This window comes from Corallococcus sicarius (assembly GCF_003611735.1).
GTDB lineage: Bacteria > Myxococcota > Myxococcia > Myxococcales > Myxococcaceae > Corallococcus > Corallococcus sicarius.
On the sequence record NZ_RAWG01000074.1, the window covers coordinates 15,092 to 34,389 of the forward strand.

At 68.5% G+C, this 19,298-nt stretch carries 16 protein-coding genes; 9 read left to right on the forward strand and 7 right to left on the reverse strand.

What is annotated here, in order from left to right; all coding sequences use genetic code 11:
* Positions 1-56 precede the first annotated feature (56 nt).
* Positions 57-1,367 (forward strand): AAA family ATPase, encoded by a 1,311-nt coding sequence (locus D7X12_RS44280; protein WP_244224543.1) that lies wholly within the window; start codon positions 57-59, stop codon positions 1,365-1,367.
* Between the two features lie 17 nt (positions 1,368-1,384).
* A complete protein-coding gene (locus D7X12_RS42390; protein WP_147443657.1) occupies positions 1,385-2,167 on the forward strand; it encodes a hypothetical protein in 783 nt (260 codons plus the stop codon).
* A gap of 24 nt (positions 2,168-2,191) precedes the next feature.
* Here the strand turns inward: D7X12_RS42390 and D7X12_RS14290 are convergent, their stop codons facing one another.
* The gene (locus tag D7X12_RS14290; protein ID WP_120625825.1) at positions 2,192-4,123 is read right to left on the reverse strand and encodes a RecQ family ATP-dependent DNA helicase; all 1,932 of its coding nucleotides are present in this window, start codon (positions 4,121-4,123) and stop codon (positions 2,192-2,194) included.
* A gap of 270 nt (positions 4,124-4,393) precedes the next feature.
* Between D7X12_RS14290 and D7X12_RS14295 the strand changes: the two genes are divergently transcribed.
* The 6 genes from D7X12_RS14295 (at position 4,394) to D7X12_RS14320 (ending at position 11,053) form a co-directional block, all read left to right on the forward strand.
* Positions 4,394-6,070, forward strand: a complete 1,677-nt coding sequence (locus tag D7X12_RS14295; protein ID WP_120625826.1) for an asparagine synthase C-terminal domain-containing protein — start codon at positions 4,394-4,396, stop codon at positions 6,068-6,070.
* Positions 6,055-7,248 (forward strand): glycosyltransferase, encoded by a 1,194-nt coding sequence (locus tag D7X12_RS14300; protein WP_120625827.1) that lies wholly within the window; start codon positions 6,055-6,057, stop codon positions 7,246-7,248. Before D7X12_RS14295 ends, D7X12_RS14300 begins: the two co-directional genes overlap by 16 nt.
* Positions 7,245-8,102 (forward strand): ROK family protein, encoded by an 858-nt coding sequence (locus D7X12_RS14305; protein ID WP_120625828.1) that lies wholly within the window; start codon positions 7,245-7,247, stop codon positions 8,100-8,102. Before D7X12_RS14300 ends, D7X12_RS14305 begins: the two co-directional genes overlap by 4 nt.
* Positions 8,103-8,146: 44 nt before the next feature.
* Positions 8,147-9,088: an HNH endonuclease gene (locus D7X12_RS14310; protein WP_120625829.1), complete on the forward strand. Its 942-nt coding sequence runs from the start codon at positions 8,147-8,149 to the stop codon at positions 9,086-9,088.
* A 147-nt stretch (positions 9,089-9,235) separates the two neighbouring features.
* A complete protein-coding gene (locus D7X12_RS14315) occupies positions 9,236-10,126 on the forward strand; it encodes a S1C family serine protease (protein WP_120625830.1) in 891 nt (296 codons plus the stop codon).
* Between the two features lie 12 nt (positions 10,127-10,138).
* On the forward strand, positions 10,139-11,053 hold the full coding sequence (locus D7X12_RS14320; protein ID WP_120625831.1) for a S1C family serine protease: 915 nt from the start codon (positions 10,139-10,141) through the stop codon (positions 11,051-11,053).
* 15 nt (positions 11,054-11,068) lie between these two features.
* Here D7X12_RS14320 and D7X12_RS14325 read toward each other — a convergent pair whose 3' ends face one another.
* On the reverse strand, positions 11,069-11,701 hold the full coding sequence (locus tag D7X12_RS14325) for a DUF6992 family protein (RefSeq protein ID WP_120625832.1): 633 nt from the start codon (positions 11,699-11,701) through the stop codon (positions 11,069-11,071).
* Between the two features lie 186 nt (positions 11,702-11,887).
* Between D7X12_RS14325 and D7X12_RS14330 the strand changes: the two genes are divergently transcribed.
* A complete protein-coding gene (locus D7X12_RS14330; RefSeq protein ID WP_208719029.1) occupies positions 11,888-12,892 on the forward strand; it encodes an oxygenase MpaB family protein in 1,005 nt (334 codons plus the stop codon).
* Between the two features lie 50 nt (positions 12,893-12,942).
* Here D7X12_RS14330 and D7X12_RS14335 read toward each other — a convergent pair whose 3' ends face one another.
* From D7X12_RS14335 to D7X12_RS14355, 5 genes are all read right to left on the reverse strand, one after another.
* On the reverse strand, positions 12,943-13,905 hold the full coding sequence (locus D7X12_RS14335; RefSeq protein ID WP_120625834.1) for a nucleotidyl transferase AbiEii/AbiGii toxin family protein: 963 nt from the start codon (positions 13,903-13,905) through the stop codon (positions 12,943-12,945).
* Entirely contained in the window at positions 13,902-14,483 is a 582-nt protein-coding gene (locus D7X12_RS14340) for a hypothetical protein (protein ID WP_120625835.1), read from the reverse strand. Before D7X12_RS14340 ends, D7X12_RS14335 begins: the two co-directional genes overlap by 4 nt.
* 145 nt (positions 14,484-14,628) lie before the next feature.
* Positions 14,629-15,216: a thioredoxin family protein gene (locus D7X12_RS14345; RefSeq protein ID WP_120625836.1), complete on the reverse strand. Its 588-nt coding sequence runs from the start codon at positions 15,214-15,216 to the stop codon at positions 14,629-14,631.
* Positions 15,217-15,280: 64 nt separating this feature from the next.
* Positions 15,281-17,611 carry a protein-disulfide reductase DsbD family protein gene (locus D7X12_RS14350; RefSeq protein ID WP_120625837.1) on the reverse strand — a complete coding sequence of 777 codons (2,331 nt, stop codon included), beginning with the start codon at positions 17,609-17,611 and terminating at the stop codon, positions 15,281-15,283.
* A 173-nt stretch (positions 17,612-17,784) separates the two neighbouring features.
* Entirely contained in the window at positions 17,785-19,122 is a 1,338-nt protein-coding gene (locus D7X12_RS14355; RefSeq protein WP_244224544.1) for a vWA domain-containing protein, read from the reverse strand.
* Between the last annotated feature and the right edge of the window lie 176 nt (positions 19,123-19,298).

Below are 19,298 nucleotides of genomic sequence, written 5' to 3' on the forward strand. Positions count from 1 at the left end.
AAGTCACTGGACCCTCAAACCACCAGAACCCAATCCTTTCAATTCCTGGCACGCCCATGGTGAAGCTCAAGCGACTCAAGATCCTGAAGTTCCGGAGCCTGCGTCCGGGGACCGAACTGTTTTTCCGCGATTCCTCGAACATCCTCTTGGGGAAGAACGGAACCGGCAAGACGACCCTGCTGAACCTCATCGCATCGCTGCTGAGTTGGGACTTCTCAGCACTTCCCACTGAGGCATTTTCTATTGAATACGAACTAGCCTCCGTTGATACCCTTCTCGACATTCGACTCGAAAAGCGGGAGCGACCGTCACCCATCTCAGGGCTGGCAGTGGGCACACACAGCCCCATTCGCGAAGTTCTTGAGGCGGCAAGCACAACTTCCAGTTCAAACCACGACATCCTCTGGCAAATCTGCGTAAAAAACCCCGATCCCAGCACAGCCTACACCATCAACACCTCTGACCATGAAATAAAAATACAAACACCCAGCGGCGAGATATACGAATATCAAAACAAGTTCTCAATTAAAACAAGGGCGCCTTGGGTTTCCACTTTTGTGGCGCTAGGGAAAACAGAGGGCGCCGAACCCATCACAAAAATTCTCGTGTCATTCCTAAGCGACAGCATTCTACACATGGTGCGCTTTGATGAGTCACTTGAGCGGCTGGCCCAGCTCACAAGTGCACCCAAGCTCTTCTCTGCTACGCGAGAAGAAGATGGAGAATACGCCTTCCATCCTTCACAGAGCACTCCTCCATCCTTCAGGGAAGCCACAAGCCACACTCTCTCAAGAAATCCAGATGCGGATGAGATCAGGATCCAATCAGGAGAGCAGGGGGGTGAGTTTCTTGATCGCCCCAGGCGGCTTTGCGGTTTTCAGTCCGCGCTCTGCCTCATCCAGAGAACAGCACGCGTCACAGGAGCATCTGAAACCATTGACTTTGGGAATCTCCGATTCGACTTCGTTCTGCGCGACAATTCCGTTATCAACCACCATCACCTCAGCTACGGACAAAAGCGGCTTTTTTCATTCTATTACTACCTCGCCTGCAATCCCACGGTTGTCGTTGCAGACGAACTGGTCAATGGGATGCACCACGACTGGATTGAGGCATGCCTAGACGATCTTGGGGATCGTCAGTCATTCCTGACCAGCCAGAACCCGCTCCTACTTGACTACCTATCGTTTGAATCCGCGTCGGAGGTCCAGTCCTCATTTGTTCTCTGCCGCAACGATGAGCAAGGAGATCACGATCAACTAACATGGGAGAACATGTCCTCTGACGACGCACAGGGCTTTTTCGATGCCTATCAAGTTGGCCTCCAGCATGTCAGCGAGATCCTGCGCACCCGGGGGTTGTGGTGAAATCGACTCCTCCGGCAATGTCCATCCTCCTTTTGACGGAGGACTCCGGAAGCGAAGCTTTCGAAACATTCAAGAAGCTCGCGAAGGAAATCCTGAAGCAGGTCGACGAGCACACCCAAACCCAGCCTACCCGACTTTCCTTCGAGCCAGTTCGGAACGAGGCTGCTCTCCGCGCGCTTCAGGCCAACGTCTGGAAAAGTGACAAGGCTCGTGACCGGCCAAAACAAGTTGAATTGGTCCGAACTCTGGCGACCCAACTCCTCCGTGAGACGGGCTGGGCCTTATTCCATTTCGATGGAGACCGAACCTGGGCCGAACGGTCCTCAAGCGAAAACGTGGACAAGTTCAAACAGCTCGTCTGCGACAAGGTGCAATTGCTCATCCTTGATCATCTTACTCAGAAGGCACGACAGGAAAAGAAGCCTGTTGCTCAGCACGAAGTTGAAGCCCAGGTGCTCCGGAAGATGGCTCGGCTCAAGCGAGTGGTCCCCTTCTACAGCATTGAGGCATGGCTTTTTCAGAACACCCAGGAAGCAATTCGGCTCTGTGACCTACATCATGGCGGGCGCGATGCCGAAAGGTTCCGACAATGGGAACAAGAGCGTTCCGCGATCGATGAGGTAAGCAAACCCAAGGACCAAGTATGCCTGGGCGCGAAGCACAACCAAGCACTCGCCTCCGTTGGTTTCCCCACGCGAGAGGCGTATGGCGCTGGCTGTTCATTCGCAGCAGTCGTTGACTATTTCAATCAAGACGAGGAATTGCGCAAAGCGCTCCAACAGACATACACCAGCGAATAGGAATCCGAGGGCATGCTCGCCGCGTCATTCGCGCCCCTCACAAAACCCCAGCACCTCCGCGAACGGCCACTCGGTCAGGGTGCCGAAGAGCTTGTGCCCGCTGAGCTTCGCCTTGGACAGCGCGGGACTGCTCAGCCCGCAGAGGAACCGCGCCGCCTGCCTGGGGTGGCCCAGCGCTTCCGGGTGCTTCGCGACGAGGGCGCGGAACGTGGCCGCGTCCAGGTGTTCGCGCAGGTCCGGTCGGGGATGCGGGGGCGGCAGCACGCGGGCCACGCCGGTGCGACAGAACGTGCAGTGTCCGCACGGCTGGTCCCGGTGCTCACCGAAGTGGGCCACCAGCGCGTTGCTCTGACAGCCGTCATGCGTGACGAGCTGGAGCACCTCGCGCACCCGCGCAACCTCCTGCGCCTCGCGCTTCTGGAAGCGCTCCTGCAACAGGGCCACGAGCGCCTTCGCGTCCTCGTGCTCGCGCAGTCGGGTGTAGCGCTGGCGGGGCTCGGCCACCTGTGTCTCGGCGTAGCCCTGCTCCTGGAAGTAGTCGAGCGCCTTGATGACCCGATCGCGCGGCTGGCCCAGCGCCTTCGCCACTTCTTCCGGGTCGAACGTGTACCAGGTGCGTCCCTTCTTCGCGTGCGCGAACAGGCCCTTCACGAACTTCGCGCGCTCTCCCTGGAACCTGCCGATGAGTTCTTCCAGCGACCCTGTCGGCTGCACCTTGTAGCCCGCGTAGAACGGCGTGCCCTGGCGCAGCACGCCCTCCAGCTCCAGGTAGGTGAGCGCCGTGCGCAGCACCAGGGGCCTCAGGTCGTGGCGGTTGCCCAGCGCGTACAGGTCCAGGTGCAGCTCGGGCCCGGCGGCCAGAAGCCCCGTCACCAGTCCCTCCAGGGCCTCCGGCAGCGGCGTGTCCCCGAGCGCGAAGTTCTCCAGCGTGGGCACGTCGTCCGGGCACACCAGCAGCTCCACCACGGAGGGCTTGCCGTCCCGTCCCGCCCGGCCAATTTCCTGGCTGTAGCTCTCCAGGCCCTTGGGCAGGTTGTAGTGGTACACCGCGCGCACGTCCGCCTTGTCGATGCCCATCCCGAACGCGATGGTCGCCACAACGATGCCCTTCGCGGAGGCCGTCCACGCTTCCTGCACCCGCGCGCGGTCCTCCGACTCCAGCCCCGCGTGGTAGGCGCTCGCGGGCAGCCCCTCGGCGGACAGGAGCGCCGCGATGCGCTCGGCGGTCTTCTGCAGCGTGACGTAGACGATGGTGGAGCCGGGCGGGCGTGACTTCAGCCGCTCCACCAGCAGCGCGTCGCGCATCTCCACGCCCGTGGGCGTCGTCTCCAGCGTGAGGTTGCCCCGGTAGAAGCCGGTGACGACGGCGTTCTGCTCCGGGATGCCGAAGCCCTCGCAGATGTCGTGCACCACCTGCGGCGTCGCGGTGGCGGTGAGCGCCAGGATGCGCTCGGCATTCAGCGTCCGCGCCGCTTGCGCGAGCTTGAGGTAGTCCGGCCGGAAGTTGTGGCCCCACTCGGAGACGCAGTGCGCTTCATCCACCGCGAACAGGGAAATTCTCAGCTCGCGCAGCAGGCCCATGAAGCGCTCGTTGTTGAAGCGCTCGGGTGCCACGTAGAGCAGCTTGAGCGTCCCGTCCCGCAGGGACTCCGTCACCGCGCGCGACTCCTCCAGGGACAGTGACGAATCCAGCCGCGCCGCGCGGATGCCCTTGCGGCCGAGCGCGTCGATCTGATCCTTCATCAACGCGATGAGCGGTGACACCACCACCGTGAGTCCTTCGAGGAGCAGCGCGGGGAGCTGGTAGCACAGCGACTTGCCGCCGCCGGTGGGGAACACCGCGAGCGAGGAGCCCTCGGGCTGCAACAGCGCCGTGAGCACCTCGCGCTGTCCCGGCCGGAAGGACTCCAGCCCGAAGCGCTCCCGCAACACGACGTCCACCGCATCCTGCCGCATGTCCCGCCCTCCCCTGATCAACGTGAAACGTGGTCCCTGCCGCGCTGAACAGCATCACCTCACGACGACAGCGCCTTCCGGCGTCACGTCGGTGCGTTCGCTCCACCGCTCGCGAGCGCCACCCTGGAAGTACCGCGCGGCGCCTCCCTCGGCCAACTGGACGTGAGCCGCGCCACGAGCGTTCCCCTGCACGGTGAGACGGCTGCTTGAACAGCTCCGAGGAGCGTGACTCTACATGAGCGTGACGCCGGCCCTTATGATGCCGCAGTCATGCCGACCCGGACTCCCGCCGCGCCGCCCCAGGCCAGGACGCCCGCGAGTGGCCTGTCCGCCCGAGCGGTAGCCGACCTGCTGTGCCACGCACGCTCGGCCCACGCGCTCCTGGGACCGGGGCTCATCGTGACGCTGCCGCGAAGGGTGCGGGATGCGCGCACGCATGAAGACGAGGACACGCTCGCCGCGCGGCTGCTGGTCGTCTGGTCCGACACCGTGCGGGCCCACGTGGAGGCAGGCACGTACGACGTGAGCCTGAGCGGCGGCGTGGACAGCGCGGCCCTCTGCGCGATGGCCGCGCGCCATGCACCCGGGAAGGTGCGCGCGTGGACCATGGACGTGCACTTCGCGGACGCGACGGAGCGGAGCAACGCACAGCGAATGGCACAGGTGACGGGCGCGGAGTTGGTGGACGTGCGCATTCCCGACGCCGTGCTCCCGGACTTGTTTGAACGAGCAGTCATCGCCAATCAAGCCGTCATCCTCAACGCCCGGGCCGTGGCGAGCTTCGCGTTCTACCTGGAGGCCCAGCGACAGGGCGCGGGTCCCATCATCCTGAGTGGAGCGGGCGCGGACGAAGTGCTCCGGGGCACGCCCGGCGCGATGACCTCCGCGAAGGCCCGTGTGGATGAGGACCGCGCCCTGGCCGTGGAAGTCCTGCGGCTTGGTGCGCCAGCGGTCGTGGAAGCCCTGCGAGAGGCGTCCCGAGGCGGCGCGCGCGATCAGGCGCAAGCGATGGACGCCGGGAGACACAACCCACGCGAGGGCCGGGCGCCCGCAATGGGCGCCTCAAACCACGGCGCGCCTGCGGCTGTGGACAACTTGCGGGCGCCCTTCCCAGGCGGCGTGCGCGATCATGAAGAAGCCCCCGAAACCGGGAGGGGGGCTGTGGACAACCCGGGAACGCCTTCGAGCAGGGCTCCCGGTGGCGATCAGAAGTCAGAGACCCGCACGGAGCCACCCACAGGGGAAACCAGGCCCGCGCCCTCTGAAGTCAGCGATTGCGATCAACCCGCGAGCCCTCGCGTCGGACTCCAGCCTGTGGACAACTTGAGGGGTGTTTCCGAGCGCGTGAACAGCGATCACGCCCCGCCATCCCCCCCTGTGGACAACCTGGGGGCCCTGCTCGCGGCGATGCCTCCTCCCTGGGATCTGACGCCAGGGGATGGGCCCGCCTCTGAAGAGCTTCGTTACGCGGAGTGGGTCCTGCGGGAGCTCATCCTCCCACCCGAGCTGAGGGGCGCTCGCGCCCAGGGCCTCACGGTCCGCACGCCCTACCTGGACGCGGGCTTCGCGGAGGCAGCCCTCGCGTTGCCGGAGTCCCTGCTGCTGCGGGACGGGTTCGGAAAATGGCTGTTCCGGCACGCCGTGCGCTCGCTCGTTCCCGACGAGGTGCGCCTCGCGCGCAAGACGCCCCGGTATGGGCACACCGCGCTCTCCAGCCCGGTGCGGACGCGCTGGTTGGAGCTGTACCGCGCCTGGCTGTCCCCCGCGCGCCTGGAGCCGCTCCAGGTCATCGACCCCCAAGCCGTGTCGAAGCTGCTGGAGCGCTACACGCGCCTGTCACCCGAGGACGCGCTCGCGGGGGGGATGGATCGGTTGTTGATGCGCCTCGTGTCCCTGGCCATGCTCCAGGCCCACACCGAGGCGCCCCCGTCATGTCCCGAGTCCTGATCGCCACCTCGCCCGAGAAGGGCCACCTCAACCCGATGGTCGGGGTGGCCCAGTGGCTGCGCCGCCTGGGGCACACCGTCGGTTGGTTGTGCATCCCCGAACCGACGCCGCAGCTCGACGGCCTGGGCGTGGAGGTGCTGCACCTGCCCCACCGCGAAGCCGCGCCTCCTGGCATCGAGACAGGCGGCGAGGCCCTGGCGAAGCTGGTGCTGGATGACGTGGCGCTGGGCAAGTGGATCCGGGGCCTGCTGCTGGACGCCGCACCCGCGCTCCTGGAGCCGGTGCGCGAGGTGGTGCGAGCCTTCCGTCCCGACGTGATGGCCCTGGATGGGATGCAGTACGCGGCGGTGCTCGCGGCGCACACGGAAGGCATCCCCTGGGCGGGCGTCTCCTCCGCGCTCACGTTGCTGGAGCCCCGGCCGGAGATTCCCCTGCTGCGCAACGTGCGGGCGCTCGCGGAAGACCGGCAGGCACTGTTCCGGAGTCACGGCTTCGACGCGCGCTTCCGCACCTGCGAGTGCCTGTCGCCCCGACTCAACATCATCTTCGCCACCGAGGCCTTCCTGGGTCCGGACGCGGGGGTGCCTCCGAACACGCTGCTCGTCGGCCCCTCGACTCCGCCCGAACCCCGAGGCGACGAGGTGTCCTTCCCGTGGGAGCGCCTGGGCGACAAGCCCGTGTTGTACGCGTCCTTCGGCAGTCAGATTTCATATCAGCCGGAGCTGTTCCGCCTCATCGCGGAGGCGGCGCGACCGTTCGGCGTGACGCTGGTGTTGTGCGCGGGAGAGCTGGCGAACACCGACTTTGCGAACACGCTGCCCGGTGACGTGGTGGCAGTCCCGTACACGCCGCAGCGGCAGTTGCTGGAGCGCGCGGCCGCGTTCATCTCCCATGGCGGCGCGAACTCCGTGATGGAGGCGATGACGGCGGGCGTGCCGATGCTGCTGCTGCCGGTGTGCAACGACCAGCCGGTGCAGGCGCACTTCCTGGAGAAGTCCGGAGCAGGGCTCGCGAGGGATCCACGGCGCCTCACGGTGGAGACGTGTCGCGAAGCCATCGCCCAGCTCCTCGCGCCCGCGTCACCGATGCGCGAGCGCGTGGCGGAGATCTCCCGCTCCTATCGGGCCCACGACGGCGCCAGGACCGCCGCGGAACGCATCGCCGGACTCGTCGCGTGACGTCCGTGCGCTGGAGTCCACGCAGGCATCACCCACCCGGCATCACGCCGCTGGAGGTGTGGAACCTGCCCGTGTTCGGCCGCGAGCTGTGGGAGCTGCTGGGCTCGCCGTGGGTGGAAGCGGATCGGCGCGCGGGAGTCGCCGGAGCCACGCTCACCGGACGCCTGATGCCACCGCTGGCCGCAGCGCTCGAACTCCTGGTGGAGCGCCACGCACCCGATGCGGCCTACCTGAGCGGTGGACTGGCGGAGCTGGACGGCTTCCCGTCCGCGTTGAAGGAAGCCACGGCCACCCTGCCCTGCCCGGTGTACCTCGCGCCCACGCCACGCTTCGCCCCCGTGCACGCGGGCCTGCGAATGCTGGAGGCCCAGGGCGCCACCGCCCCCGTCTGCGTGGACGTAGGCCAGACCAGCATCAAGTGCGCACGGCCCGGCTCCACGCGCGTCTTCGAGCGGGACCTGTCCCTCTTGCCGCCCCTGTTCATCGGACAGCCACGACCCGAGGACGGCCATCACATCCAGGACACCGTGGCGTTCATCGCGGGCGCGTTGAGCACGTTCCTCGAGGAGGACACACGGATCGCGCCGGATGCCCTCTGCCTCGCACTGCCGTGTCCGCTGGAGGAAGACCTGACGCCAGGAGGCTGCACGTACGGCTTCGAAGGCGCGGCCTCCCTTGTCCCTGACATCCTCGCGAGTGCCGGCCTGCCGGAGCGCGGCGGACCGGTGCTCGTGCTCAACGACGCGGAGCTGGCGGCCGAATCCGCGAGGCGCGACGGCCGGGTCACGGGCCGCAAGGTGCTGTGCCTGTCCCTGGGCTTCGGGCCTGGAGGCGCCCTGCTCGAACGGGGCTGACGTGACACACGGAGGGGGGAGCCTGGTAGCCTGGTCGAAGACCCGTGCCCATCCCCTCCGACAACGACCAGGCCATCCGGTTGGCGGCCTTCAAGGCCCTGGAGGGATTGGTGGAGCGGTACGGCGACGTGCTGCCCTGGGAGGTCATCCAGGAGGGCTTCACGCTGCACGGCGAGCAGCACCTGTTCGCCAACCGGACGCGCGGCATCTTCTGGCCCCGACAGATGCAGCAGACCGCGCTGTCCATCAAGACCACGGTGCCTCGCGGCTCGCGGGTGGCGCGGTACGACGATGACAACGTGGCCTCGGACGGGGCCTTCCTCTACAAGTTCCAGGGCACGGACGTGGAGGCCCGCGACAACCGCCGGCTCGTGCGCGCGCAGCGACTGGACGCGCCGCTCATCTACTTCTACGGCATCGAGCCCGGCCTCTATCAACCGCTGTGGCCCGTCTACATCTCTGACGTGGACCTCGCCTCGCACTCCTTCCACGTCATGGTGTCCGCGCCCGAAACGGTGAAGCAGCTCCAATCCACCCTGCGCGTGGCGGACGCGAAGATGCTCGCGGTGGAGCGCCGCTACACGACGGTGCAGGCCAAGAAGCGCCTGCATCAGGTCGCCTTCCGCCGGCACGTCCTGCGCGCCTACGAAGAGCGCTGCGCGGTGTGCGGCTTCCCTCGCACGGAGCTGCTGGACGCCGCCCACATCCTCCCCGACCACGACGTCCGGGGCCACGCGGAGGTCCCCAACGGACTGGCCCTCTGTCGTCTCCACCACGGCGCCTTCGACACGAACCTGATGGGCTTCCGCCCGAACGGCGTCATCGAACTGGCCCCCAGCCTGCTCGCCACCCACGACGGTCCAACGCTGGAACACGCGCTCAAAGGCTTCGTCGGCAAGTCGCTGCTGATGCCTCGTGCCGACGAAATGCGGCCCAAGAAGCTCTACCTGGAAGAGCGCTACGAGCGCTTCCGCAAGGTGGGCTGAAGCCCCCTGCCCGAAGCACCGGGCACACGCACGACCCAGGTCGGATGGAGGGGCCTCCTACCCGAATGGGCAGGTCCCCCTCCTGCCCGGTTCGCCGATGTGGCGCGCCTTCGAGCCTCTTAGTTTCAGGCTCGAAAGGAACACCCCATGTCCACCGACGCCCTCCAGTCCCTCTCGCAGTCCATCGCCTCCGTCGTCGAGCGCATCGCCCCCTCCCTCGTCCGCGTCGAGGCCCGCCGTCGCCGGGGCGCCAGCGGCATCGTCTGGGATGCCGATGGCCACATCCTCACCACCAGCCACGCCGTCGAACACGAAGGCTCCATCCAGGTAGGGCTCGCGGACGGCCGCTCGGTCTCCGCGGAGCTCGTCGGCCGCGACCCGAGCACCGACCTCGCGCTCCTCAAGGCCGACGCCACCGGCCTCACTCCGCTCGCTCCCACGCCGCTCGACGGCGTGAAGGTGGGCCACGTGGTGCTCGCCATCGGACGTCCGGGGCGCACCGCGCGGGCAACACTCGGCATCGTCAGCGCGTTCGGCGGCGACTGGCGCACGCACGCGGGCGGACAGGTGGACCGCTACCTGGAGACGGACGCGGACCTGCCGCCCGGCTTCTCCGGCGGCGCGCTGGTGGACGCGCAGGGGCGCTTCCTCGGCATCCCCACGGCGGCCTTCTCACGCACCGCCGCGGTCATCATCCCCGGTGACACGCTGACGCGCGTGGCGAACTCGCTGCGGGAGCACGGCGGCATCCGGCGCGGCTACCTGGGCGTGGGCGCCTACCCGGTGCGCCTGCCGCGTGAAATCGACGGCACGAAGGCCGGGCTCATCCTGCTGTCGGTGGATCCGGAAGGGCCCGCGCAGAAGGCAGGGCTGCTGCTGGGCGACGTGCTGGTGAGCCTGGGCGGCCAGTCGCTGCACGGCGTGGAGGACCTGCTGGGCTACCTGGGCGACGAGAAGGTGGGCGCCTCCATCCAGGCGAAGGTGCTGCGCGCGGGCGAGCTGCGCGAGGTGCCCATCACCGTGGGCAAGCGTTCGTGAAAGGAGCCAGCCATGAACCTGTTGCAGCAGCTCTCCGATGACCTGGAAGGACTTGTCGCCCGCGCCGCTCCGGCGGTGGTGGGCGTGGAGCACGCGCGCGGTCACGGCACCGGCCTGTTCCTGACGCCGGATGGCTACGTGCTCACCAACCGGCACGTGGTGATGCGCACGCCGAAGCGGCTCACCGTGCAGCTCCACAACGGCGAGGAGCGCCGAGCGACGCTGGTGGGCGGGGATGCCCCCACCGACCTCGCGGTGGTGCGCGCGGAGGGGGATGACTTCCCCACGCTGCCGCTCGCGGATCCGGAGACGGTGAAGGTAGGCCAGTTGGTGATGGCCATTGGCAATCCCTTCCGACTGGAGCAATCGGTGTCGCTGGGCGTGGTGAGCGCCATCAACCGCTCCATCACCCTGCCCGACGGCGTCATCCTGGAAGGGATGCTCCAGACGGACGCGGCCATCAACCCGGGCAACTCCGGCGGGCCGCTGCTCGACACACGCGGGCGCGTGGTGGGGCTCAACACGCTGGTGCTGCCGTTCGCACAGGGCATCGGCTTCGCGGTGAGCGCGACCACGGCGTCCTGGGTGGCGAGCCTGCTCATCCAGCGCGGCAAGGTGGACCGGAAGTTCCTGGGCATCGCCGCCACGGCGGTGAACCTGGAGCCCGCGCTCGCCCGAGACACGGGCCAGCCCCGCGCCGTGCGCGTGCTGAAGGTGCAGGAGGGCACCCCGGCCGACGACGCCGGCCTCCTGCCCGACGACCTGCTGCTCGGCATCAACAGCCGGCCGGTGAGCAGCGTGGACGACCTGCAGCGGCTGATGGCGCTCGCCACCGAGGAAGAGGTGCACCTGGACGTGCTGCGCAAGGGACGCCGCAAGGGCGTCTCCGCCCGCGCCCGGAACCGCCGCGAGCCCGTGGCGGCGTGACCCGCATCCGGGGGCTCACGGCCACGTCAGCATCAACCCGATTCCATTCGGGGCGGGCACCAGCCGCGCCGTGAGCTCCCCGTTCAGTCGCGCGTTGAGGAACGTCAGCACCCCGTCGAACAGGAGCAGGAACCCGCCCTGCACGAGCAGGCTCTTGCCCCACCCCTTCAAGCGCGCTGAATCCTTGCGCGCCCCGCGCTCCCACAGGAGGCCGCCGAAGGCGATGTAGCCCACGTCGAGGCCTGCGTTGAACAGCAGCAGCTTCTCCATGCGCTGTCCCTCGGAGAGGCTGCGCGCCAGGTCCCACGCCCCAGGCTCGGCGGTCGCCTGTCCGTGGTAGCCAATCGCCGCGATGGTCAGGTTGACCAGGTTCCAGGCCGCGTTCGCCTGGAAGAAGGCCCGCGTCTCGCCCTCGCTCGCGAAGTGGCCCGCCACGCCCGTGCCGATGTTCAGCACCGCCCAGCCGAACAGGATTCCCATCGCCGTGCGGTTCACCCGCACCGCCTCCGCGTTGTGCTGCACGAGCCACGCCTTCTCATCACCCGGAGGCGCAGGCGCCGGGGCCTCCTGCCCCTGCGCCACCCACGGCATCGCGAGAAAAAGGAGCACCAGGACGAAGCAGGAGCGTGCGAGGCGAGCGGAAACCATGGGGGCACTCTAGGGAAGTGGCCGCTGTCATGGAGCAGGGGTCCCTCCCGTGCAGCCACCCTGTTTCTTTTCCACCGACCGTCTCAAAGTAGGAACGCGCGACACCGCGTCCTGGTTGTCACGAGGCGCCGCGTGTCACGCTGGAGGGCCTGGCCGCCACCCGCCTCGCCTCCCGGAGCAAGCCCCATGAACGAACCGGCATCCCAGGTCAGCCCCACGATGGACGCCGTTCCCGCGGGCTGCCCCTTCGCGACCCGGGCCGGCTCCTCCCGCGACGCGCGCCCGGACACCCGCGTGCCCGGCCCCACGTACCGCAAGCCCTTCTGGCGGCCACGCTCCCCGGAGGTGCGCCGGGAGATCGCCTCCCTGGACGCGCGGCGTGACTGCCAGCGCATCGTGCACCTGCTGACGAACTACGAGTTCCCGTTCGACATCCAGCGGTCGACGGAGATCGCTCTCTTCCACACCTATGGAAGCCGCTCCGTCTCCGGCCTGTTGGACCGCACCGGCGAGTTCCGCGAGCGCGGCCAGAAGCGCTACGACGACACGCGGCTGCTCATCGCGCAGTTCATGGAGTGTGGCTGGGATGTGGCGGCGGGACGGCGCTCGCTCGAGCAGATGAATCACATCCACTCGTTCTTCCGCATCCCGAACGAGGACTACCTCTTCGTGCTGTGGACCTTCATCGACTTCCCCATCCAGTGGATGGACCACTTCGGCTGGCGCGCCTTCACCACGCATGAGCGCGAAGCCTGGTTCCATTACTGGTCCGAAATCGGCCGTCGCATGGGCCTGCGCGACATCCCGGAGGACAAGCCCGCCTTCGACGCCTTCATCCACGCCTACGAGGCGAAGGAGCTGGTGCCCAGCGAGGCCAGCCACCGCGTCGCCCAGGCCACCATCGACATCATGGCCGGCTGGCTGCCGCGGCCCCTGCGCGCCGTGGTGAAGCCCATCAGCCTCAGCCTCGTGCCGCCCCGACTGCTGCCCGCCATCCAGTTCGCGCCGCCGCCCGCCTGGGTGGGCAGCGTGACGCGCGCGGCCCTCAAGGTGCGCAAGCACGTCAAACGCTACGTCTCTCTGGAGCGCTACCCGTCCCCCATCGAGGGCAGCCTCAACCGCACCTACCCTGGCAATGCCTACCGGATTGAAGGGCTGGGGCCGGAGTTCGCCCACCGGGATGGCGCCTGAGCGAGCGTCCCAGGCTGCCCGCATGGCGCGCCGCCCACCGGGCCTCCGCGCTATTCCGAAGGCAGCGCCGTGCGCTCGAGCCAGGCGCAAATGATGGCCACGGCTTCGTCGAGCGTCTGACGCGGCCCCCAGTACATCGGGGCAATCGCATCAAACGCAGCCCGGATCGACACCGTGCTCTCACCTGGAGGGAGGAAGTGGCGCAACTCCGCGCCCGGAGGAGGCGCAATCTGCTTCTGACGGATCATCTCGGTCGCCAGTGCGCGGACATCCGGATAGCCCACGAGCGGCGGCAGGCGGTCTTCCGCGGTGATGATCCGCGCTGCATCCTCGTAGTGACGCACGAAGGTGGCCGGCTCCAGATTCCTCCGGAGCCGCTTCTGGAGCGCATCCAACTTTTCCAGAAGCGTGACCATGGGATGGACACAACGCACGGCCCTGGGACGGTTGTCCTTGAAGTCAGTGAGTTGCTGCTGGTCCTCAAGCTCGTCGTGGACAAACGAAGTCATGTCGCGCGGCACGAAGGGCGTCACCCGCGCATTACCGACCTCAAGGAGGACGAAGGGGCGCAGGACGCCCTCCAACGCGCCGAGATGCTGCGCCGGATACAGGATGCGCAGGTTGGCGGAACGCCAGTAGCGCTCTACTCCATCAACCTCCAGCTCCACGCGTGCTCCGGGCACCTGGATGCGCGAGGCCAGTGTCTCGAAGTAGGTCCGGCGGGCATTTGTCGCTCCCGTCCCGGTGCGACTCCAATCCGTCACCTCAGGAAGTTCGACGGTGCCCGCTTCCAGCTTGAGGTCCAGGTCTTCTGAAAACCGCTGGATGAGCGAGAAACCCTTGGAAAGGGATGTGCCGCCCTTGAACCAGACCTCGAAGCCGGCTTCGTGCAGGGCCCACAGCGTGTGCGTGACCCAGTAGTCCTTCTCCGCAAGCCCGAGCGAAAGGCGCCGCTTGTCCGCGACGATTCGCAGCAGTTGATCGAACTCGGGATCCTCATGAACGAAGTTCAAGCCGTGGCCATCTGGATGGCGTCGTGCACCAGGGATTGCGTGCTCCGCGTACCAAACCGGTTGGCCATCTCTCCCAACCGGCGAGGGTCGAACGCTCCACGGCGGAGGGCTCGCACCAATGCATCCGCCAACTCGCGCAGGGAGGCGCTGACGCTTCCCGCGTTCTCAAGGAGATCGACCACGAACCACTCCAGCGGCGAAGGCTGGGGAAAGGCGACGCGCCGCAAGTCGAACTTCCGCCCTCCCAGTTCGAACAGGCCCGAGCGCTTCGTGTTGTAGACGAGGGTGGAGGCGAACACAGCGGTCGAGCCCAGGCCCAATGCATTCCACCGCTCAGGACCGGTGAAGACAAAGGGCGCACCTTCCAGGAATGCCCGCATGATCTCCGCGTCGGTCGGCGCCACGGGTCCAAACCGGCCTCGCTTCGGGCACGCGAAGAGGCCCTGGGCCAGCGGGATGAGCGCTCCCTCGCGAACCAACCGCTTCGCCAGGCGCGGCGCGTTCAAGCCCCAACGCGCAAGCTCCTTCGTCCGGTAGACGCGGCCCTGTTCGAGCAGCGGATGGGCAGCAGGCGGCATCGTCGTATGAAATCTCCCGAAAAAAACATACAGCCGCAAGGCCGAATCAACAAGCTCCTGCGCCAAGCCATTGAAGTCACAAGAGAAAGGCCCGCGTCCCACCGGGGGACACGGGCCTCGCTCACGTCACGGAGACGCGACGGCTTCAGCTCTTGTACTTCACCGAGCAGCCGTACGGTTCGGAGGTCGCCGTCGGCACCTGCTGGCCGTTGAGGAGCGCGTCCACCGCGGTCTTCACGTAGTTGGTCTTCACCGTGCCCTTGCCGCGCGGATCATCGTCGATGGCGCCCGCGTAGCGCACCACGCCCTGCCCGTCGATGACGTACATGTGCGGGGTCGTCTTCGCGGCGAAGCTCTTGCCCACCGTGCCGTCCGTGTCGAGCAGCACCGGCTGGCTGAAGCCCTCCTTCTTCTTCCAGTCCGCGACGAACTTCGCGTTGTGCGAGGCGGTGGAGTCCACCGTCAGCCACACCACCTTCTTCGCGTCGAAGCCCTTCTGCGTCGTCTGCATCGTCTTGGCGTCGTAGTGCCGCTTCACGAACGGGCACTCCGAGTTCGTCCACTCCAGCACCACGACCTTGCCCTTGTAGTCCGCGAGCGAGTGCGACTTGCCGGCCTCGTCCTTGAGCGTGAACGCGGGAGCGGGCTTGCCCACCTCCACGGTGTCGGCGGCGAGGACGGGGGCTCCAACGAAAGCCACGGTGAGCGCGAGTGCCTTGAAGACCTGCTTCATGACGGAACCTCCAGAGATTTGAACGCTGCGCAACAACACCACTGACATCATTCCCCGCCCCATCTCAGGGCCGGGCGCACACCACCGAGCCGCCCTTCAGCGGCGACCCGCATTCCGCCGCGCGCTGCACCGCCTGGATGACGCTGTCGGCGGTGAGCAGCTCGTTGAGCACCTCCGGCTTGTCCGGCGCGCCAGGGCTCAGCACCAGGTACATCGGCACGCCCGCGCGGCCGTGCTCCGCCAGCTTCGTGGTGATGCGCGCATCCCGGCGCGTCCAGTCCGCCACGAAGAAGGCCACGTTGTGCTTCATGAACGCCTGCCGCACGTCCTCGCGCGACAGCACGGTGCGCTCGTTGAACTTGCACGTCAGGCACCAGTCCGCCGTGAAGTCCACGAACACCGGCTGCCCCGCCGCCAGCGCCGCCGTCACCGCGGCCTCATCCCACGGCTGCGAACCGCCGTGCGAAGACGCCACCGCGCCGCGCGTCTCCAGCGCCGCCTGCGCCTCGTCAAAGCGCAGCGCCACCGCGCCCGCGCCCACCAGCGTCAGCACCGCCAGCGCCACCGTCACGCCCCGGCGTCCGCCCTCCAGCCCCTGCGATTGCCCGTACAGCCACGTGCCCAGGCCCACCGCGATGAGGAACGCCAGCAGCCGCGCCATCCCATCCACGCCCGCCAGGCCCCCCATCACCCACACCAGCCACACCGTGGTGCCCAACAGCGCGAAGCCCAGGAACTGCTTGCCGCGCTCCATCCACATGCCCGGCTTCGGCAGCCGCTTCGCCAGGCCCGGCACCAGCACCAGCACGCAGAAGGGCAGCGCCAGTCCCAGCCCCAGCGCCAGGAACACCGCCACCACCGTGGCGGCTCCGGCCGCGAACGCGAAGCCCACCGCCGTGCCCAACAGCGGCGCCGAGCACGGCGTGGCGAGCACCACCGCCAGCACGCCCTCGCCCGCGCTGCGCATCAGGCCATGGCTCTGATCCACCTTGCCCGCCAGCGCCGTGCCGTCCGTGCCCACGTTGAAGACGCCGAAGAGGTTGAGCGCGAACGCCACCAGCACCGCGCTCACGGCCGCGACGAAGAGCGGCTCCTGGAACTGGAAGCCCCAGCCCACGCTGTTGCCGCCCGCGCGCACCACCAGCACCGCGCCCGCCAGCAGCATCATCGTCGCCAGGATGCCGCCCGCGTACGCCGCCGCGTGCGGCGCGACCCTGCCCTTCTCCTCCTGCACCATCCGCGTGAAGCCATACGCCTTGAGCGCCAGCACCGGGAACACGCACGGCATCAGGTTGAGCAGCGCGCCGCCCAGGAACGCGAACAGCAGCGCGAGCCCCAGCCCCATGGGGGACTCCACCGCCGCGGGCGCGCTCGCCACGGCCGCGGGCTTCACCTTGCCCAGCGCGTCCTTCATCGACGGCACCTTCAGCGGCGCCGCGCCCGCCACCGCGGCTCCGCCCGCCGCGGCAACGACCGGCGCGAGCGGCGCGTCCACGTCCACCGCCGTGAAGCCCGTGGCCGCCGTGCCCAGGCGCAGCGAGCCCGTGAGCCGGGGCTCGCCCTGGGGTGCCACCGACGACGCCCGCCCCGTCAGCGCGAAGCGACCCGTGCCCGTCGGCTTCAGCGCCACGGTGTCCACGCCCGCGATGCGGCCGGGCGCGAAGAAGTCACCCTCCACGCTCCCCGGGAACGGCTTGCCGTCCGCCGTCGTCACGGTGAGCGTGCCGGTGAACGGCTTGCCCGCGGTGAGCGTCGCGCCGTCCAGCGCCAGCGCCAGGCGCGGCGCCTCCTCACTGCGCGCAGCCAGCGGCACCCGGGCCTGCGAGGCGTCGAACAGCGGCGCGAACTCCGCGTCCGGCACCGTCTCCGGTCCCACCGGCAGCGTGCGCGACAGCACGAACTGCGCGGGGATGCAGTGCACCTTGCACGCGAGCGCATCCACCGCCGCCGACACCGTCAGCGTGCCGGTGGCCGACTCGGACACCCGCGCGGGGGCGAACAGCAGCACCTCGTCGTGGTAGCCGTGCGTGGTGATGAAGCCGTCCGGCGTGCGGAACGTCTGCGGGAACGGCCAGCGCAGGTCGCCCACCGTGACGCCCGGCGCGTCCCACGACACCTCCGTCGCCAGCCCCGAATCCCCCGGGTTCTTCCAGTAGACGTGCCAGTCCGGGTCCAACCGCAGGCGCACGCCCACGCGGAGGTCGCCGCCCGCCTTCACCTGCGTGGCGTCCAGGAGCAGCGCGCCTTCCAGCCGGGGGTCCCCCTCGTCGGGGGCGGTGCTGCCCACGGCGGACGCCGGCAGCGCGGCCTGGGCCACCGCCGCCACCAGCAACATCGCCGCCGCGCCCACACCTGCGAGCCGGCTTCCTGACTTCCTGCGCCACGGATGCGTCATGCGACTCCCGTTAATCCACCTGGGAACGCCGTGCTACCTGGGATGCGTCCCCTGCGGGACCACTGAACCTTCCAGGCAGCCGGGCATTCCTCATGCCTGTACGCCGGGCGTCAGGGTCCGGAAGGCCCGTGTCAGGCCCCTCCACCCCCACGGACGGCCCAGAAGTGAGGGTGTTACGACTCCTCGCCCGTCTTCCAGGGGAGGAGCCCCGACATGCCCTTGCCCGCGGGCAGCGCGGCGACCTTGGCTCCCGTGGGAAGCGCGGCCCCCTTGGCTCCGGCGGCAAGCGCGGCGGCCGCCACGGGTGCGATCCGGCTCATGGTGATGCGGGACACCTCCGACTGGGCCCGGCGCACCCCCAGCGCGGACGGCTGGGCCGCCCGCCGCTCCACCGCCCGGCGCAGGTCCGCGAGCCGATCCACGTGCCGCTGCGCGGGGACCTCCGCCGACCCCAGGCGGGCCAGCTTGTAGAGCCCCTTGTCCGCGCCCTCGAGCGCCTGCTCGGCCGCATCCTGCTGCCGCTTGGAGAGCGCCTTCCACGCGGCGGCCTCGCACGCCACCAGCTCCAGCTCCGCGGACACCGCGCGCACGAAGCGGCCCTCTTCACTGTCCGGCAGCAGGCGCGTCACCGGGATGGAGATGCGCCGGGTGTCGTTGTTCTCCGTGTAGGAGGCGGTGACGGAGAGGTTCCACTCGCCCTTCTCCAGCACACCGGTGAAGAGGACGCGGCGCGCGAACGCGTGCGACACCGCCCCCAGCGCGGCGCTCATCGCATCCCCCTCCACGCGCGACGGGTAGCGGTGGCGGCAGCGCAGGTCCGCGAAGCCCGTGGGCAGCACGTACACGCGCGCGTCGGACACCACCTCGCCGAACAGCTCCGCGCCCAGGGCGCCCACCGCCAGCGGCAGCCCTTCCGCGTCGTCCACGTGCGTGAAGCCCGTGCCGGAGGGGCCCGTGAGCGCCTCCAGGATCTCCGGCAGGTAGTGCCGCCCCAGCCCCAGCGCGTGCAGCGCCACGCCGGAGTCCGTCACCCGCGTACCCAGCACCTTGAACTCACCCAGCGCGGTGGGGCCCACGGAGGGCTCGCCGTCGGTGAGCATCAGGAGCTGCGGCCGGGCGCCCGGCACCAGCACGCGGCGCACGGCCTCCGCGCCCCGCTCGACGGCCTCGTGCAGCGCGGTGCCCTCGCCGGACTCCAGGCGCGACAGCGTCTTCAGGAAGGCCGCCTTCGCGCCAGGCTCCATCGCGCGCACGGGCAGCACCTGCTCCGCGTCCGCGTCGAAGGTGAGCAGGCCCACGTAGTCGCGCGGCCCCGCACGCTCCACCAGCGCGCGCGCCGCCTCCACCGCCGCGGCCAGCGGCGCGCCGCGCATGGACGCGCTGCGGTCGATGACGAGGTTCACCGCCACCGGCGCCCGAGGCGTCTCCGCTTCGGCCTCCAGCGTCACGAGCAGCAGCACTTCGCGGCCGCTCTCCGCGTCGCGCTCCACTGCCCAGGCCGTCTGCTTCATCCGCACTCCCGCATGGTGGATGGGGCCCATCCTGCCGCGAATCCCTCGCGAAGACTCTCCTGGCCCCGGATGCCCCATGCGTGGCCCGCGTCCGTCCCGGAAGTCCTGTCGCTTCTTGCTCCCAGGATGTCGGTTTTCCGGTGGTGAAAGCAACGTGGCCCGCCCCCCGCCCCCCT

Excerpts from the sequence above, each read along its gene's own strand:
- D7X12_RS42390 (WP_147443657.1), top strand. The coding sequence starts at position 1,385 with ATGTCCATCCTCCTTTTGACGGAGGACTCCGGAAGCGAAGCTTTCGAA.
- D7X12_RS14355 (WP_244224544.1), bottom strand. The coding sequence starts at position 19,122 with ATGAAGCAGACGGCCTGGGCAGTGGAGCGCGACGCGGAGAGCGGCCGC.
- D7X12_RS14290 (WP_120625825.1), bottom strand. The coding sequence starts at position 4,123 with ATGCGGCAGGATGCGGTGGACGTCGTGTTGCGGGAGCGCTTCGGGCTG.
- D7X12_RS14300 (WP_120625827.1), top strand. The coding sequence starts at position 6,055 with ATGTCCCGAGTCCTGATCGCCACCTCGCCCGAGAAGGGCCACCTCAAC.
- D7X12_RS14295 (WP_120625826.1), top strand. The coding sequence starts at position 4,394 with ATGCCGACCCGGACTCCCGCCGCGCCGCCCCAGGCCAGGACGCCCGCG.
- D7X12_RS14320 (WP_120625831.1), top strand. The coding sequence starts at position 10,139 with ATGAACCTGTTGCAGCAGCTCTCCGATGACCTGGAAGGACTTGTCGCC.
- D7X12_RS14330 (WP_208719029.1), top strand. The coding sequence starts at position 11,888 with ATGAACGAACCGGCATCCCAGGTCAGCCCCACGATGGACGCCGTTCCC.
- D7X12_RS44280 (WP_244224543.1), top strand. The coding sequence starts at position 57 with ATGGTGAAGCTCAAGCGACTCAAGATCCTGAAGTTCCGGAGCCTGCGT.
- D7X12_RS14350 (WP_120625837.1), bottom strand. The coding sequence starts at position 17,611 with ATGACGCATCCGTGGCGCAGGAAGTCAGGAAGCCGGCTCGCAGGTGTG.
- D7X12_RS14325 (WP_120625832.1), bottom strand. The coding sequence starts at position 11,701 with ATGGTTTCCGCTCGCCTCGCACGCTCCTGCTTCGTCCTGGTGCTCCTT.
- D7X12_RS14345 (WP_120625836.1), bottom strand. The coding sequence starts at position 15,216 with ATGAAGCAGGTCTTCAAGGCACTCGCGCTCACCGTGGCTTTCGTTGGA.
- D7X12_RS14315 (WP_120625830.1), top strand. The coding sequence starts at position 9,236 with ATGTCCACCGACGCCCTCCAGTCCCTCTCGCAGTCCATCGCCTCCGTC.
- D7X12_RS14340 (WP_120625835.1), bottom strand. The coding sequence starts at position 14,483 with ATGCCGCCTGCTGCCCATCCGCTGCTCGAACAGGGCCGCGTCTACCGG.